This is a genomic window from Bradyrhizobium sp. NAS96.2 (genome assembly GCF_001908235.1).
Classification (GTDB): domain Bacteria; phylum Pseudomonadota; class Alphaproteobacteria; order Rhizobiales; family Xanthobacteraceae; genus Bradyrhizobium.
The window spans coordinates 1-15,401 of sequence record NZ_LGHK01000046.1; the positions used below are offsets into that span (position 1 = coordinate 1).

The 15,401-nt window shown below is 57.4% G+C and carries 7 protein-coding genes and 7 pseudogenes; 6 read left to right on the plus strand and 8 right to left on the minus strand.

Going from position 1 to position 15,401, the window contains the following annotated elements; all coding sequences use genetic code 11:
• Positions 1 to 600: 600 nt before the first annotated feature.
• Both AC628_RS42820 and AC628_RS12455 read right to left on the minus strand, forming a co-directional pair.
• Positions 601 to 858: an Lrp/AsnC ligand binding domain-containing protein gene (locus AC628_RS42820; RefSeq protein WP_143201567.1), complete on the minus strand. Its 258-nt coding sequence runs from the start codon at positions 856 to 858 to the stop codon at positions 601 to 603.
• Positions 851 to 1,438: pseudogene (locus AC628_RS12455) on the minus strand (integrase core domain-containing protein); the annotation flags it as partial. The pseudogene AC628_RS12455 and the gene AC628_RS42820, both read right to left, overlap by 8 nt.
• On the opposite strand from AC628_RS12455, the pseudogene tnpC (AC628_RS12460) reads away from it, so the two are divergent.
• Positions 1,433 to 2,171: pseudogene (gene tnpC / locus AC628_RS12460) on the plus strand (IS66 family transposase); the annotation flags it as partial. The pseudogenes AC628_RS12455 and tnpC (AC628_RS12460) sit on opposite strands and share 6 nt — an antisense overlap.
• 21 nt (positions 2,172 to 2,192) lie before the next feature.
• On the opposite strand, the pseudogene AC628_RS12465 reads toward tnpC (AC628_RS12460), so the two are convergent.
• Positions 2,193 to 3,379 (minus strand): annotated as a pseudogene (locus AC628_RS12465) (IS110 family RNA-guided transposase).
• Positions 3,380 to 3,610: 231 nt separating this feature from the next.
• Here AC628_RS12465 and AC628_RS42825 point away from each other — a divergent pair.
• Positions 3,611 to 3,727, plus strand: a pseudogene (locus tag AC628_RS42825) (IS66 family transposase); the annotation flags it as partial.
• A gap of 273 nt (positions 3,728 to 4,000) precedes the next feature.
• On the opposite strand, the pseudogene AC628_RS12475 reads toward AC628_RS42825, so the two are convergent.
• Positions 4,001 to 5,018, minus strand: a pseudogene (locus AC628_RS12475) (IS110 family RNA-guided transposase).
• A 78-nt stretch (positions 5,019 to 5,096) separates the two neighbouring features.
• Here AC628_RS12475 and AC628_RS12480 point away from each other — a divergent pair.
• From AC628_RS12480 to AC628_RS12495, 4 genes and pseudogenes are all read left to right on the plus strand, one after another.
• Positions 5,097 to 5,234, plus strand: a pseudogene (locus AC628_RS12480) (transposase domain-containing protein); the annotation flags it as partial.
• A gap of 911 nt (positions 5,235 to 6,145) precedes the next feature.
• Positions 6,146 to 6,943, plus strand: a complete 798-nt coding sequence (locus tag AC628_RS12485) for a class I SAM-dependent methyltransferase (protein WP_168193360.1) — start codon at positions 6,146 to 6,148, stop codon at positions 6,941 to 6,943.
• A 125-nt stretch (positions 6,944 to 7,068) separates the two neighbouring features.
• Entirely contained in the window at positions 7,069 to 8,064 is a 996-nt protein-coding gene (locus AC628_RS12490) for a GHMP family kinase ATP-binding protein (RefSeq protein ID WP_168193361.1), read from the plus strand.
• 120 nt (positions 8,065 to 8,184) lie between these two features.
• On the plus strand, positions 8,185 to 9,828 hold the full coding sequence (locus tag AC628_RS12495; protein ID WP_074127107.1) for a class I adenylate-forming enzyme family protein: 1,644 nt from the start codon (positions 8,185 to 8,187) through the stop codon (positions 9,826 to 9,828).
• A 283-nt stretch (positions 9,829 to 10,111) separates the two neighbouring features.
• Here the strand turns inward: AC628_RS12495 and AC628_RS12500 are convergent, their stop codons facing one another.
• From AC628_RS12500 to ltrA, 4 genes and pseudogenes are all read right to left on the minus strand, one after another.
• A complete protein-coding gene (locus tag AC628_RS12500; RefSeq protein WP_143201568.1) occupies positions 10,112 to 11,602 on the minus strand; it encodes a M20/M25/M40 family metallo-hydrolase in 1,491 nt (496 codons plus the stop codon).
• Positions 11,603 to 12,882: 1,280 nt separating this feature from the next.
• Complete coding sequence (locus tag AC628_RS12505) at positions 12,883 to 13,134, minus strand: hypothetical protein (RefSeq protein ID WP_074127109.1); 252 nt, start codon at positions 13,132 to 13,134, stop codon at positions 12,883 to 12,885.
• A pseudogene (tnpC, locus tag AC628_RS12510) lies at positions 13,131 to 14,022 on the minus strand (IS66 family transposase); the annotation flags it as partial. The pseudogene tnpC (AC628_RS12510) and the gene AC628_RS12505, both read right to left, overlap by 4 nt.
• Positions 14,023 to 14,068: 46 nt before the next feature.
• On the minus strand, positions 14,069 to 15,280 hold the full coding sequence (gene ltrA / locus AC628_RS12515) for a group II intron reverse transcriptase/maturase (RefSeq protein ID WP_245321144.1): 1,212 nt from the start codon (positions 15,278 to 15,280) through the stop codon (positions 14,069 to 14,071).
• Positions 15,281 to 15,401 lie beyond the last annotated feature (121 nt).

Sequence of the window (15,401 nt, forward strand, 5' to 3'; positions counted from 1 at the left end):
CCGGGATCCCAAACGACGTGCCCTCTCTTGCGGAGCAAGTCATAAGCTGGAAACGGATCATTGTCGGCGAGTGACATCATCGACCATTCTGCGGAAGACGGCAAAATCGAAGCAGTGCTCATATTCAAGTCCCTTCTCCGGAAGCCCAACGACGGAAACGCCTGTGGTTAGCGCCGCACTTTCTAATTGTATACTCCGCTCTTGATGATGAAATCACTCTATTCAGCGGACTCTTTTGCAAGATTCGCTCAATCGATACGTGATCAAGCTACAATGCGCCGCGAAGGCGACGAAATGTTCGAACTCGCAAGTTGAGCTTAATGGAAGAGGTCAGCGACTAGCTTGGACGCCCCCCAGGACCCTAAACACTTGCTGCGAGCCTCCGAACCTATGGAAGGCGCAACTCACAATGCCATAAGCAAGTACAAGCGGCCCCCGCCACGAAGACACTTAGCGTACAGACCGGCTTCCTAACTTGGTACGCCCCGAAGTCGCAAACGTTTCAATTGATAGCGCAGTGTTGTACTTGACCTGGTCGAGCGCGAAACTGGATCGGATGTTTGCCATACCGGAAGCCTTTGCGAGGTTCTCGACGATAAATTACTGTGGTGCATCGACGTCTCTCACCACCGCGCGCAGCTGCAGATATTCCGCATTCTCTGAAATTAGATAGAAATCCATCACTTCGAAAAAGCTCGCCATTGCCCTCTTAAAGACTTCGAGTGTTCCTTCGGTTTGCTTCTCAAGCGCCACATGAATGAAGACACTGAGCGCCGATCCGAATCGAACCGGACCAATAACGTGCCACAGCGCAAGATGATGCGATTTGCCTTGACCTTGCCCCCAAGTTTTATCCAATCCTGAGTTCGCCCTGGCGGTTGGATTTGCCCGGTTGGGCGGTGGTAGCGACGGGAGCTGGCGCGGAGCTCTCGGCATAGCGCAGCGCCAGATCCTGGCGCGGGTGGCAGGTGAAGGCGAACTCGGAGGGCGTCTTCCATCCGAGCTGCAAGTGTGGTCGTGCATCGTTGTAATCGGCCCGCCAGCATCCGAGTGCGACGCGAGCCTGGGCCAGCGACGAGAATAGCGTCTCGTTCAGCAATTCATCCCGCAGCCGACCGTTGAAGCTCTCGATGAAGGCATTCTGCATGGGCTTGCCCGGCGCGATGTAGTGCCATGCGACACGGCTCTGATCGACCCATGTCAGGATGGCGTTGCTGGTCAGCTCGCTGCCGTTGTCGCTGACCACCATTTTCGGCTTGCCGCGCTCGATCATCAGCCGGTCCAGTTCCCGCGCCACCCGGTTGTCCGAGAGCGAGGTATCAGCCACCAGCGCCAGGCACTCGCGGGTGCAGTCATCGACCACGGTCAGGATGCGGAAGCGGCGGCCGTCCGTGAGCTGATCCGATACGAAGTCGAGCGACCAGCGGTCATTCGGCGCCAGCCGCTGAACCGGCAGAGCAAGACTTATGCTCGTGAGGGGATCGAGATCGACGTCTCGACCCTGGCGGATCGGGTCGGCGCCTGCGTGGTAGCACTCAATCCCATTATTGAGGCCATCGGGATCCACGTCATGAGCGCGGAACGCATCCACGCCGACGATACGACGGTGCCGGTACTGGCCAAGCTTAAGACGGTGACTGGCCGGATTTGGACCTATGTTCGCGATGATCGGCCGTCCGTTTGGCGGCACGGCCCCTCCGGCAGCTCTGTTCTACTACTCACGCAACCGGGCTGGAGAGCATCCGCAAAACCATCTTGCCGGCTACGTCGGCCTGATGCAGGCCGATGCCTTTGATGGAGATAACCAGCTCTACAAGGCGCAAAGGAAGCCGGCTCCGATCCTTGAAGCGGCCTGCTGGAGCCATGGCCGCCGAAAGTTCTTCGATCTGGCGAAATCTGGAGAGGCGCCCATTGCCAGCGAAGCCGTGCGACGCATCGATATCCTCTTCGAGATCGAGCGCACCATCAACGGCAAAACGCCAGGACAGCGTCTTGCGGTACGTCGAGAGAAGTCCGCACCAATCGTTGCTGATCTCGAGATCTGGATGCGCCAGCAGCGGACCTTGCTCTCCTCAGGCAATGATACCGCAAAGGCGATCAACTACCTGCTCAACCGCTGGGCGGCGTTCACTCGCTTCCTGGACGACGGCCGCATCTGCCTCTCGACGGATGGTGTTGGGAAGACCTTTCTGTCAGTTCGGGACAACTTTTTTTGGTTTCTCCTTCCTGGCCGCTACCATCCGCTCGTAGGCCTGCTCGACGCGCGCGACGTAGCCAGCTTCCCGCTCGCGGAGTTCCTTGATCCAGTAGTCTCGACCTGGACCAGCCTTGCCATAGGCACGAGGCGCTCCTGCTGTAAGCGCCACCTTGCGGAGTTTCATCGCTGTAAACGCTGGCCCCGCGTAAGCATAGTCGTTCCCGCTCGTCAGGATGTGCCAGATCATCACTGCGAGTTTGCGTGCCGTCGCGACGGCCGCGATTCCCGCCCCGTGCTTCCTCTGTACCCGGTTGAAGAAGGCTCGCAGCGGACCTGGAGCCGTCTTGGCTGACCGCGCTGCTTTAACAAGCATCTTTCGGGCGTCACGGTTGCCCTGCTTTGAGATCCGGCCATGCCGTGCCGGATGCTCTCCCGATTGCCGAACTCGAGGGGTCAAACCGAAGTAGCTGCTGAGCTTATCCGGCGACGGGAAGCGTGCGATGTCGCCGATAGAGGCAGCACAGTCGAGGGGACGACCGAACTCACGCCGGGGATCGTCATCAACTTGAGGGCTCGCGGATCGTCGAGAGTCTGCTGCGCCACGACTTTGTCGACCTCCGAAAGCTGCTTCGTCACACGTTCAAGTTCCGCGATCAGACGCTGAAGCATCGCACGTTCCTCCGGTGGAAGAGGCAGACTATCCAGCCAACGCTGTCCGGACGCTCCAAGGAGATGGCCTTTGTAGGGTGGGATGAGGTTGGCATGCAGGATTGCCTTCATACGACCTTTGACCCGGACGATCTGCGCCAAGACGCTAGCGCGCTCGGCCATCTGGTGCCGGCGGCCGTAGGTGTTCTCGTCGACAACCTAGACCTCCGGCAGAAAGCCGGCAGCATGCAACTTTGCCAGGGTGCCAGCATCGACCTTGTCCGTTTTAACCCGCGCATAGGCGATCGCTCGAACAAGCCTCGGGTTGGCGACCGCGACGCGCTTAACGTGCGGACGCAGAAGACGTTCGACCGCCGCGCTGTTGCCCGTTACCTCGATGACCACCTCATCCTCAATGCTGAGCGTCTTGGCGAAGGCAACAAGCGGATCGTGGACGAGATCTACGCGGAGCTGTCGGGTAATCGTACCGTCCACCAAGATAGCGACCTGCGCAAACGTTCGGTGGATGTCCATGCCAACGATTGTCATGCTTTGCTCTCTCTTGTTAAGGAGCCAGTGGCTTGCACGACATCTACGGATCCGCGCTCACAGCGCAGCCGGGCAAGTCGTAGGGGTGGCCAAGTAACAACGCGAGCTCGCAGCTCATGGAGAGGGCGGCCTGCCACCGTTTCGTGCTCCAGATGCCCCTATCCAGGCCTCGACAGACTAACCCGGAAAGGAGGCACCGACAGCACCATGCCCTTTAACAACGCTGCCGAACGCGCGTTACGCGGTGTGGCCGTCGGAAGACGAAATTGGACATTCGCCGCTTCAGACGCCGGCGGACATCGCGCCGCCGCCATCTATACGTTGATCGAAACCTGCATGTGTGGATGGCTCCCGCGGTGCAAGGGTTTTGTTTGAGCAATGCGCGAAAAGTTGACGGCTTGCATGTGTCCGGCTACGTAAGAGGCGGCACGTTTGGCCGCCGGCCCAGATGAGATCCGCGGATCGGGTCCATAACAAACTGACGCGCTTAGGGCGCCTACAGGTTTACTGGGTGTCCCGATCTCGTCTATCACTGTCGCGTCATCTTCCCATTCAGGGCCGATGCACCACGACCGCCAGGACCCGGCTAGTCCGGCCGGCCGATACTTATGCCGTGCGGTAGGTCTCCTCTCGCGCCATCACAGCCCAGATGATCCTCGCCATTTTGTTGGCCAGGGCGACTGCAACGAGTTTGATCGGCTTGCGAGCGATAATGCGCCCCAGCCAACTTTGAGCGAAGTTCTGCTTACCCCGCGACCAGCGTATCGTGGACATGGCGCCAATGACGAGGAGCCGGCGGATAGTGCGATCGCCCATCTTCGTGATGCGGCCCAACCGTTCTTTGCCACCGCTCGAGTTTTGACGTGGCACAAGGCCAAGCCATGCCGCGAAGTCGCGGCCTGATCGGAAACCGCGGATGTCCGGCGCTCCAGCTAATATCGCGCTGACGGTGATCGGGCCGACGCCGGGAACGCTGAGCAATCTGGCAGCTGCGGGTTCCGCACGGCAATGCCTTCGCATTTGAGCCTCGAGAGCATTAATCTGAGCAGTTAGGGCGACGAGCTGGTCAGCCAGGATATTCAACGGTGCTCGTACCGCATCGGGAATCAGTGTCGCCGGATAGGATATCCTCTTGATGAGAGAGCCGACGTGCTGAGGGCCTGCCGCGGCGATTACACCGAACTCCGTCATATGGCTCCGAATTGCGTTGATCAGGGAAACACGCTGCCGCGAGAGGAGTTCATGCGTGCGATGTGTCACCCGCGCTGCCTGCTGCGCCAATGACTTCACAGGAGCGGAGCGAACCGCCGGTCGCGTCACCGCTTCGCAGATCGCTGCGGCGTCCGCAGCGTCGTTCTTTTGCAGCGCGACACATAAGGCTTCACGTACGAAGTCGGAATCATCTTGGTGTCATGGCCAAGAGCGCGAAAATCTCGCGTGCCCAGTAATGCGACGATGCACATGCTTCCATGCCGACAACACAAGGCGGAAACTTGGCGAAAAAGCTCAGAACCTCCTCACGGCGAAGCTTCTTCTGGAGAACAGGGCGGCCTTTTGCATCCGCCCCATGAACCTGAAAAACACGCTTTGCCAAATCGAGACCGAACGTCGTTACTTCGTTCATAGATGGAATCTCCTTTAAGGCGATCGCCGCGACCGCTTCTAGACTATGACGCCGGAAGCGGGAGCCATCCACCTCATCAAGATGAACGACGTTGATCCGCAAGCCTGGCTCGCCGACGTGCTGGCCAGGCTTCCAGATCACCCCGTCAACAGAGTCGTCGATCTACTCCCGTGGAATTGGAAGGCGACCCGACAGTCCAAAGCGGCTGCCGCCTGAGCGCAACCGCAGACCCGCAGACCGGCGCGCCTGCCCGGGGTGCTGGTCGGATGGGTCCCGTCTTTCAGGCCCAGTAGCATCTGAGCTTCAGGTAGCGTAGCGTCTCTGCCGCCGGCCAAAGCGATATCGTTGCAATTTCTTGATGATCTGACGCAGCGGTTCACTCTCCCACCGCTCAACGAGCAGCATCGCTTTCAGCGTCTTAGGATCGTCCGCCAGCGCGTCGCACGCACCAAATTCAGAACATATTCTCTGCGCTTCGGCGCAGCACCGCCAAACACTGTTCCGCTTGTGTTAGCACCGCGAAGCGGCCGCAAGATAGAGGACTTCCTCCGTAATGCCCACTCAGACATTCCAGCTACCTTTGATGCGCTGCGCCAATACCGAACGCCGATCCGCTACGCACATCGCCCAAACGTGACTGCTCATACCGATCGGTAAAAAACGTGGTGTTGAGAGACCGGATCGGGGGCAATGACGCCATTGCGCGAATGTCGACACAACCTATCGCTTTTGTCGGGTGCGCGACACAAGCTTGTTTGGCCAAGCACACTTTCTGTCTCGCAGATTAGATAGCTGAAACGCAATCATAATCCTTTTCTCTTCGGCTCGATCGGCCAAGTTGGCATGAGTTTTGATCTCCTTTGTTAGGAGGCGGCGGAGAGGATGCGAATCCGCATTTGGAACGCGTTGCGACTGCGATGAACGGAACGAAGGGAGCAAGGAACATGTCGGTCTCCAGATCGCATTCGACGCGAGGGCGGGCGTCGGCAAGTTTACCAATCAAAAAGGAGCCGGGAATCGTTAGCGAGGGATTAAGCACACCTACGTGACGTTCAAGCGGCACTTCGAACAAGTGAGTGGCGTGGCCACGGCACGCTTGAGAAATCATCAATGTGATGGAGGAGAAGATGCAAGTTGATAAGAGGCCGCCCTTTGGAAGTTTTTCCGAAGTAGCAGAAGTAGCAGAGTTCTATCCTGCATTCCCGCCCTATTCGCGGCGGCTCCTTCAGATGCTCATTGATCAGGTAAAGCATCTAACCGAGATCCCTACCTTCGGAGACATCGGCGCAGGTACTGGCCTGATCGCCCATGCTTTGGCTGACATGGGGCTTTCAGGCTATGCAGTCGAACCCGATAGTCAGATGGTTGCCGTCGGGCAGAGGCTCGGCAAACTCTATCCGGCCGTATCTTGGATCAACGCGTCGGGAGAATGCACGGGCTTGGCTGACGGTTCGTTAGATTGGGTTTGCTACAGCCTGTCATTCCATTTGACGAACGCGCGCGAAGCGCTTCGCGAAAGCATGCGGATATTACGTCCTCGAGGGTTTTTCACAATTGCATCCATCCTTCCAGATCTAGAGACCGATCCCTTTCAACTGGAAATCGAAAACCGGATACGCGATATGGCACCGGCTTTACGGCGGGCGCGCACCACACTCATCGGTCAGATGGGAACCTACGAGGCGCTCCTCAACCAATATCCCGGCCTGGGGAACTGCGTCTCTCTCGCTATAACCGAAGCGATATCAATGAGCGAGGAACGCTACGTCGACTATTGGCGTGGGAGGCATGATATCCCGAGCCAGGTCCCCCCCCGAACTTTGGACTTCTATACTACAAATGATCGCAGAGACGTTCCGAAGGTGGCAGCCGGCCAGCCTGAGATTTCGCTCCACGGCATGGCATGCTCAATGCCTGTGATGTGATGATTTCCTCCCAGTAATCAAGAGGACGATCGAGGCGCGAGGTACTCATGAGTGACGTGGGCCTGCTTAACCCGCGTGATCGCTCTGCGCGAGACGACCCAACGAGCACGAAATGGGAGCTAGTCATGCTTGAACACCAGGCGGCACTTCGAATGGACTCGTCACGACCAATGGTCCAGAAGAATCCGAGTGGACATCTCACCTTTGACGGCAGCTATCTTAGGGCGAAAGAACTTGCGCGCGACAGCGCGGTTGGCCACGGAGTCGGTCACCACGGCGAGATCCTGCAGGGAGCGTTCCGTGATGGAGAGGGGCAGATCCATCGAGGGCTTGTAACCTTACCCTTTCCTCTCTTCAATTCCGTAGCCTGGACGGTGCCTAAGGAGGAGCACTCCGTCGAAATTGACCCGCCCGAGAAAACAAAGGCGCAACGGGCTGTAGCCTTACTATTGAAGCAATTCGGGACGCCATCTCCGGGACTATTGGTACGGGTCCGGAGCAATATACCGATCGGCTACGGTTTGGGCTCGTCAACAGCTGACGTTATCGCTGCCCTTACGTCAGCAGCCACTGCGCTCGGGATCAGACTTAGCTCAGCGGAGCTTCTACGGTTAGCCGTCAGAGCGGAGCAAGCTAGCGATGGAACGATGTTCAACTCTCGCGCGGTTCTTGCTGCGCACCGGGAAGGCTTCCTTATCGAGGATTTCGCACGCCCTCTCCCGCCCATCGGGCTCATCAGTATCAACTGCTGTCCGGACAGTCCATTGTTGACGCTGGACTTCCCACCGGCTCGGTACGAGGCGGCGGAGATTGACCATTTCGACGACTTACGTCGGACATTGAGACGGGCGATCGTCGAGGCTGACCAAGCACTACTAGCAAAAGTCGGAACAGAAAGCGCGCTTATCAATCAACGGTATCTTCCGCAACCGAGCCTTCTAGATATCCTGGACATAGCCCACGCCAACGGCGCATTAGGAATCCAAGTTGCGCATAGTGGGCGAATGGTCGGCCTGATCCTTCCCGCCAATCTCGACCGCTTCGATCGTCCAGTTTCAGCGATCATGGGCGGAGTTCAAGAGCTCGGTATCGTGCCTATGTTCATCTCCCGATTACAGTGAGTACCCGATACGCCTTTTACTGAGGAGGAGCCCCCAGATGCTGAACGACGCCCTGGCGTTAGCCGTCCGAACCTGACGATCCAACTTTCCCTTGCTGCCTAGATCAGAGGCTACTTGGCGATGCCCCCCACCAACTCGACACCAAGCCATTTGCGCGACGACGTAGCAAACGCCCAGCGCAGGTTCGAAGATCTGGAATCCACGTATGAAACTATCACAGTCGGACAGCTGATTTCATTGCGAGCGCGAACGCATGGTTCAACTACCGCGATCGACATCTTCGAGCGCGGCGAGCGCGCGACCTACTCAGAGATGGACAACAGATCCAACCACTATGCACGTGCGCTACGCGCATTTGGGATACGCAAGGGCGATCGAGTCGGTGTGATGCTGCCAAATCGGATCGAGTTGCCGATCCTGTGGTTCGCGCTCGCGAAGCTCGGTGCCGTAATGGTGCCGAACAATATGCACTACACGCCGAGGGAGGTATTCTACGTTCTGAGTGATACAAAGACGAAATTCGCCATCATCGATGAGTCTGTATGGCCAGTGTTCACCGCAATGGACCCTTGGCCGCCAGACCTCGCCCGGGAGCGAGTGATTCTTGTAGGACAGCCTTTCGGCGGCGCCGCTACTGCGCTCGATGAACTGCTCAAGGGCGTCGGTGACTGGCCGGTGGACGAGGATGTGCATCCCGAGGACCTGCTGGACATCCAATACACCTCGGGAACGACGGGCTTTCCGAAGGGCTGCATGCTGACGCACGACTATTATGGAGTGACTTCGTACCAGCTAGCCAACCGGGACTTTCGTCCGTATAATAGACATCTGTCTGCGTCGCACTACTGCTATGTCTCTGGGCCAGCGCATCTTCTGAAGTCATATCGCGTAGGTGGCACGTTGTACCTAGCTCAACAAATCAATTCGGCACTCATCGATTGGGCGAAGAAGTACCGCATCGAGTGGTGTACATTGCCCGAGTGGATAGCACGCCAGCATGAAACCGTCGCCGAAGCGACCTGCCTGAGGCAGGTAGCGCAGACTAACGGCTGGAGCCCCGGCACGGTACGCAGATTCCGCGAACGATTTGGCGCGCGCGCTGTAAACTCTTACGGTATGACTGAAATTGGATACGGCACATTGCTTCCCGATATCGAACAGATGGACGACTCTGGCTCGGTCGGAATTCGCGCTCCCTTCCGGGCACTACGGCTGGTAAGCCAGGATGGCAGCCCTACACCGATCGGCGAAGTCGGCGAGCTGTGGGTGAAGGGGCGTGCGATCTTCAAAGGTTATTGCAACCGACCGAACGCAAATGTTGAATGCTTTGAGGGCGAATGGTTCAAGACGGGAGATCTGTTGCGCCGCGACGAACTCGGCTTTTACTGGCTTGTAGGGCGTAAAAAGGACATGATCCGCCGCTCGAACGAGAATATCGCCGCTCACGAAATCGAGGCCGTCATTGCCGAGATCCCCGAGATCGCGGATGTAGCCGCCGTACCCGTTGGCGATAGCAAGCACGGCGAGGAAGTTAAGATCTACGTGCAGCTGAAAGAAGGGTTAGCGCGAGATGATCTACCCGTCGAGCGCATTCTCGAGCATGCTCGTGCGCGCCTTGCTGCGTTCAAGGTACCACGGTACATCGCCTTTACTCCGGCGCTTCCCAGGACAACCTCCAGCAATAAGGTACTCAAACGTGAGCTGATGGCCATCGGCGATCCGCTTGCGGGTGCCTACGACTCTGAGGAAAAACGCTGGCGCTGATGCCTGCTTCAGCACGCTTTCGTGCAAGCACAGCGGCAGTTCGATTCGTCGTTCGTGAAGAACGTGGGATCCATTGATGTAGGATTAGACTTCTTAAATCGGAAGCGAGGTTTGGACCACACGGAACGTCAATCCTGCCACATCGTACAGCACACTCTCTCGGACCGCAAACCTCGAACTCAAACAGTCGCAGCGAAACCGAAGAAGGTAAAGCTCCTTCTCGGATCGATTAGCGCAGGCAGGGGTAATTCCCCGCCTGCGTTATGTTGTTTAGACGAGCTAATCAGGTCTCTGCTAGCGCGAAAAGAAAGGAGATATAAGAGAGGGTCGATTCCGCCATGCCACGCAACTTCGGATTGATAGCTTCGATGACGTAGTATTCGTCCGGTGCATGTGCCCTGCCACCATGCCCGGTACCAAAACCGCCAGCGGCCAGTGAGATTGGCGGCCGACTGAAGATGGCACCTGGCCAAGAACCGCCACTTCTCGGCCATAGGTTGACCAGCAGACCTTCGGACTCGTAGGTTGCGATCGCGGCCTTGATGAGAGTCGAGTCCTCGTCGATCTCGTGTGGGTCAAGGGTGATACTTTTAACCTCAACGTCACCAAAGCCTCGCTTAGCAAGATGGGCCTTGATTTTCACCACCGCCTCCTCCCCAGTTTGATTAGGAACCAGCCGCAAATCGAGCTTGGCGGTGGCCTTGTTCGGCAAGACAGTGTTGCCGCCGGGACCAGTATAGCCGGCAATCAGTCCTTGGATATTCACAGTAGGTTTCGACGCCAACCGCTCCATTGCATCATAGTACGAAAGGTCACGTACCCAACATTGGACGCCAAAACGATTTTTGACATCGCCTTCGCTCGTCGTCGCAACCTTCTTGGAAACCAGCTCCTTTTGGCGCTCAGTGAGCGGAACTACATTCTCGAACCAGTCGTCAATCGCCGGATCGTTGCCATCTTCGGAGACTAGTGTATTAAGTGCCTTCACGAGATGCCATACTGCGCTGTCGAGTTCCGCTTTATGGCTAGAATGGATGTCGTCTTTAGCTCCACGACCCCATCGTTCAGTCGAGGCAGTTAATTCCAATTCAACCCATCCCTTTGTCCCCAACAGGATTTCGACATCGCCTTCGGGTGATTGTGCGGGCCAAGGCAAGAAAATCTCCTTGCACTTCGACAGGGCCGCAACCACTTCCGAATCTCCGACGATTTGCGGAAAATGCGGCGAGCAAATCTCTTCTTCGCCATCAGCGACCAAGACGAGATTGACCGGCGGATTGAGTCCTGCAGCCCTCAATGCATGTAGCGCTGCGAGAAATGCCATTTGCGGTCCCTTAGAGTTCCAGGCACCGCGTCCTATCATTACTTTGCCGAGGTCAGGCTTCTCGACAATTTCGCCGACCAACGGCGGTGAACTCCACTCGGCAGGATCGAACTGCTTCACGTCATACAAGAAGTACACCCCTACAGTACGCGGTGAACCGGCATCAAAAGTAGCGAACACACCGGGTGCGCCATCAGTTGGAAGGACTTTGGTATACTGAAAGCCGGCCTCAGTGAGAAGATCGCACAGCATCTCTGCACCCTCCTTCATATTGAGGTTTTCTGCAGCTATCGACGGAAGTGCCACCCATTCTTTCAGACGCTTTATAACCGCTGGCTGCTGCGCTTTGATTACAGCGCGCATCTGCGCGCGATCGAAGCCACCAGCTGCTACGCGCAATACATCCTGCTGACCATTACTTTCGTGTGTTAGATTGTTAAGTTCCCTCACCAGTGCCTCCAGTTAGCGCTTATTCTCATATGAGTGCGTAGCAGAGCAACGAGCCAACTGGGCGTCCACGCAGAAGAACTCTCACGTTGCTTCAGATCTGGATAAGATAAAGCCATGGCTCCGCGCTAGGCTGCTTCATCGTGGCTATGCGCAGCTCTTTCGTAAATGGCTTTTACTTTTCGTAACGAAGCGCCGGCTTGTTCTGGACGCCCCCCCCCCGACACCAATGTGTGACTCCGGTCCGATCGAACTGTCGTCCGGTAGCCCCCCATTAGATGCAGCAACTGGACTTAGCGCCGTCGGCAATAAGCTCATCTAGCGCTCCCCTTAAGGCCTTTGCGAGATGCTCTTCGCTGTTGAAGAGGGCCATTGCATCCTAACCCTAGTTTGTAGCTCGCCCCCGAAGTGATCCCACTTCATAGCTACGCGCACACACCGTCTCAAAATTCGAGGCATGACGCTCAACCATACAGATGCGGACACCATCGCGGCGCAATGTGATTACGATAAAACTGGCACTGCCGAAGGCATACGCGCACGCCCCAAACATACATCCCTTAGCGTTTGTTGTTTTATCTGCGCTGTGATTCCGTACCCAGAAGCTTCGTAGAGTCCTAATACGGGCTCCCAATGAAGAAAACTCGCCAAATCGGGCGTCGTAATGCGACGCTTTGACCATTACCTGGCGGGATTTGATTTATTTAAGCGTTCGTTTATTGAAGCCTGCAAAGCGGCATAGGTTGAGCAATTTGGACGTGGTTGAACTTGCATCATTTTCCACTGATCAACCACGAGGGGTTGACATCGATTGCAACAAACCACGCGGTCGTACCATGGTGCACGCAGCTGTGCGTGCGACGTTCCGATGCGTAAAGAATCATCGGCAAGACCGGTCGCTCGCGATCTAGCGCCTTGCAACTAGACTAACTTTTCTTATCGAGAACGTCAGTTCGGTTCGCTGTGGATCGCTAAACCTGGACAACATCGCTTGGCGACGAACAGTAAATCGATCGACAGTTTCTGACGGCAGTGCGGCCGCAAGCCGGACGCCGTCCGGGGACTCGTGATGTGGGAAAAAGTCAGTTTCCGCAGCCATGGATCGACCATTGCATCGCCGTCGGCGGCATCTTGCGCAATGTCCGCTCGATTACCTCAGCAACCTGATCGTCGTTGATGGTTCGAGGGCGACCAGGCGAAACTCGTACAAGCAAACTAACACAGCGATCCTCGAAGTCGGCGGCACTACGTAGGCATCCGGCGTAGGCCGCAGGCTGGTTGGATCATCCTCGTTGCCAGCGCATGAGCAGTTTGGGGTTTTCTTTGTGCATCCTGACGAGCTCGATCAGGTTTTCGATGCCAAAGTCGGTGAAGGCCTGAACACCATCTTCGCCGACGCCATAGACCCAGATCAGGCCGTCCTCGATCTCCATTTCGATGGCAATGTCGCGCAGCCAGTCTTCGTCTTCACCGAGGTCCTTTGCGACCTGGGTGATGGTGGTGACGTGATGAACCTTGTTGACGTGCGTGGTCATGCCGCTCGAGCGGAGAACGCTGATGCCGGCGTCCAATTCCAGGGCAGAAGCTCGTCCAGCCGGTGAGCTGGGTGGGCGGCGATGCGGGCAAGGATATCCGTGAGCCAGGCCTGTGGATCGACGCCATTCATTTTGGCCGTGATGATCAAGCTATACATGGAAGCCGCGCGCCGTCCGCCGCGATCGGAGCCGCAGAACAGCCAGGACTTTCGTCCGAGAGCGATACCTCGCAAGCCTCTTTCGGCGGCATTGTTCGAGAGACAGATGCGGCCGTCCTCCAGGAAGAGAGTGAAGCTCGCCCAGCGCTTCAGGATGTAGTTGAACGCCTTGGCCAGGTCGTGCCCACGGGATAGCTTGGGCGAGCTGCTCCCGCATATAGACCTGAAGATCCTCGACCAGAGGCCGGCTCAGCGTCTGCCTAACCTGAACGCGTTCCTCGGCACTCCTGCCATTGATGGAGCGTTCGATCTCGAACAGCGCATCGATCCGCCGCACAACCTCGACTGCGATGGGCGAGAGCGGGATCTCCTTCTTGCCGGAGGCCTTGCGACGCGCATTCTCTTCGATATCGGCCGTGGCGAAGAATGGGCGCCGCGCATGGACCCAACACGCCGCTTCACGGATCGGTCCAGGGTGGCGTCCCGCCAGATAGAGCTGGTTGTACCCGTCATAGGCGTCGGCCTGCAGGATGCCGGCATACCCCGCCAGATGCGCCTGGGGATGCTCGCCCCTACGGTCGCGGGAGTAGTAGAACATCGCCGCCGGCGGCCCGGCGCCGCCAAACGGCCGATCGTCCCGGACGTAGATCCAGCACCGTGCCGTATCGGTCTTGCCCTTGGCCAGCACCGGCACCGTCGGGTGAGTAGGCCGGAGGGATTTCACCTCCAGCCTCTCGCAGAACCGGGCGTGAGACTCTCGCCTCACCCGGCTCCCATCAGGCAAGCTTGCCGCCATCGCCGAGTTGCCAATGCACAAAGACCCTGCGGTTCTCACGCGCGATCTTCTCCAGGAAGAGACGCGCGCGTCCTAAGCGGTGATGGAAGCGCTTGTACTTTCGCTTCAACCAAATAGCCAACGTCTGGTTGATGTAGCGCGCCAAAGGATAAAGCGCTGAGCGCGTGTATTGCCCATAATAAGCGATCCACCCCCTAACGATGGGGTTTAGCTCGCGGGCAATATCGTCCAGCGTCACCTCGGTTCGCTTGCGAAGTTTCAAGCCTCGGATCGTCGCCCGCATTGCGTTCAGCGCTGGTTTGCTGACCGCTGGAGTGAACCCGCAGAACATCTTCCGCGAATGCGGCCCCAGGACCGATCGTGGCCGGAAGCAATATCCGAGAAAGTCAAACATGACCGTCTCGCTTTTACCTCGGCGTCGATCGTCCTTGCAGTAGACGATCCTCGTCTTCGTAGGATGCAATTCCAGACGGCACTCCGCCAGCCGAGCCTGGAGCGCTTCGCGAACGCTTTGCGCCTCCATCTCATTCCGACAATGTACCAACCCGTCATCCGCATACCGACACCACCTGAGATCGGGGAACGTCCGCGCCATCCAGAGATCAAATGCATAGTGCATGAAGAGGTTGGCGAGGATCGGGCTCACCACGCCCCCTTGCGGGGTGCCGCGGCTTCGCTCGATTATCGTTCCATCCTCTTGCACCATCGGCGCTGTCACCCATCGTTCGATGTAGAGCAGCGCCCATGCGCACGTCACATGTTTCCGGATGGCCCGTAGCAAGAGCTCGTGGTCGATATTGTCGAACAATCCTTTGATGTCGAACTCTAGAACCCAATCATACTTCCAGCACCGCTGTCGCGTGACGCCTACGGCATCGAGAGCCGATTTGCCGGGTCTGTAGCCGTAGGAATCCGCCAGAAAGATTGCGTCGAGAGCCGGCTCAATCAGTTGTTTAACAACCGTCTGTGCCACGCGGTCTGCCACGGTGGGCACCCCGAGGATCCTTTGGCCTCCACTCTTCTTTGGAATGGAGACGGCCCGAACAGGTGGCGGGAAGTAAGCGCCTGAGCTCATTCGATTCCAAATCTTGTAGAGATTTCCCTTCAAGTTGGACTCGAACTGCTCAATCGTCACTCCGTCGACACCGGCTGCGCCACCATTGGATCGCACCTGCAGATATGCTTCGTACACCTCTCTCTTGTCGATGTTGAACGGCTTTATAGCGCGACAATCAGGATGAGAGCGGCGCGTCAATCAAGATGAGACGAGGCGACCGAGTCAGGGGATCATTGACGCTCGCGGCGGTTTTGGC

What these genes read in the sequence shown, in the direction of transcription:
- AC628_RS12490 (WP_168193361.1), top strand. Translation starts at nt 7,069, where the DNA reads ATGCTTGAACACCAGGCGGCACTTCGAATGGACTCGTCACGACCAATG.
- AC628_RS12485 (WP_168193360.1), top strand. Translation starts at nt 6,146, where the DNA reads ATGCAAGTTGATAAGAGGCCGCCCTTTGGAAGTTTTTCCGAAGTAGCA.
- AC628_RS12505 (WP_074127109.1), bottom strand. Translation starts at nt 13,134, where the DNA reads ATGACCACGCACGTCAACAAGGTTCATCACGTCACCACCATCACCCAG.
- AC628_RS12495 (WP_074127107.1), top strand. Translation starts at nt 8,185, where the DNA reads ATGCCCCCCACCAACTCGACACCAAGCCATTTGCGCGACGACGTAGCA.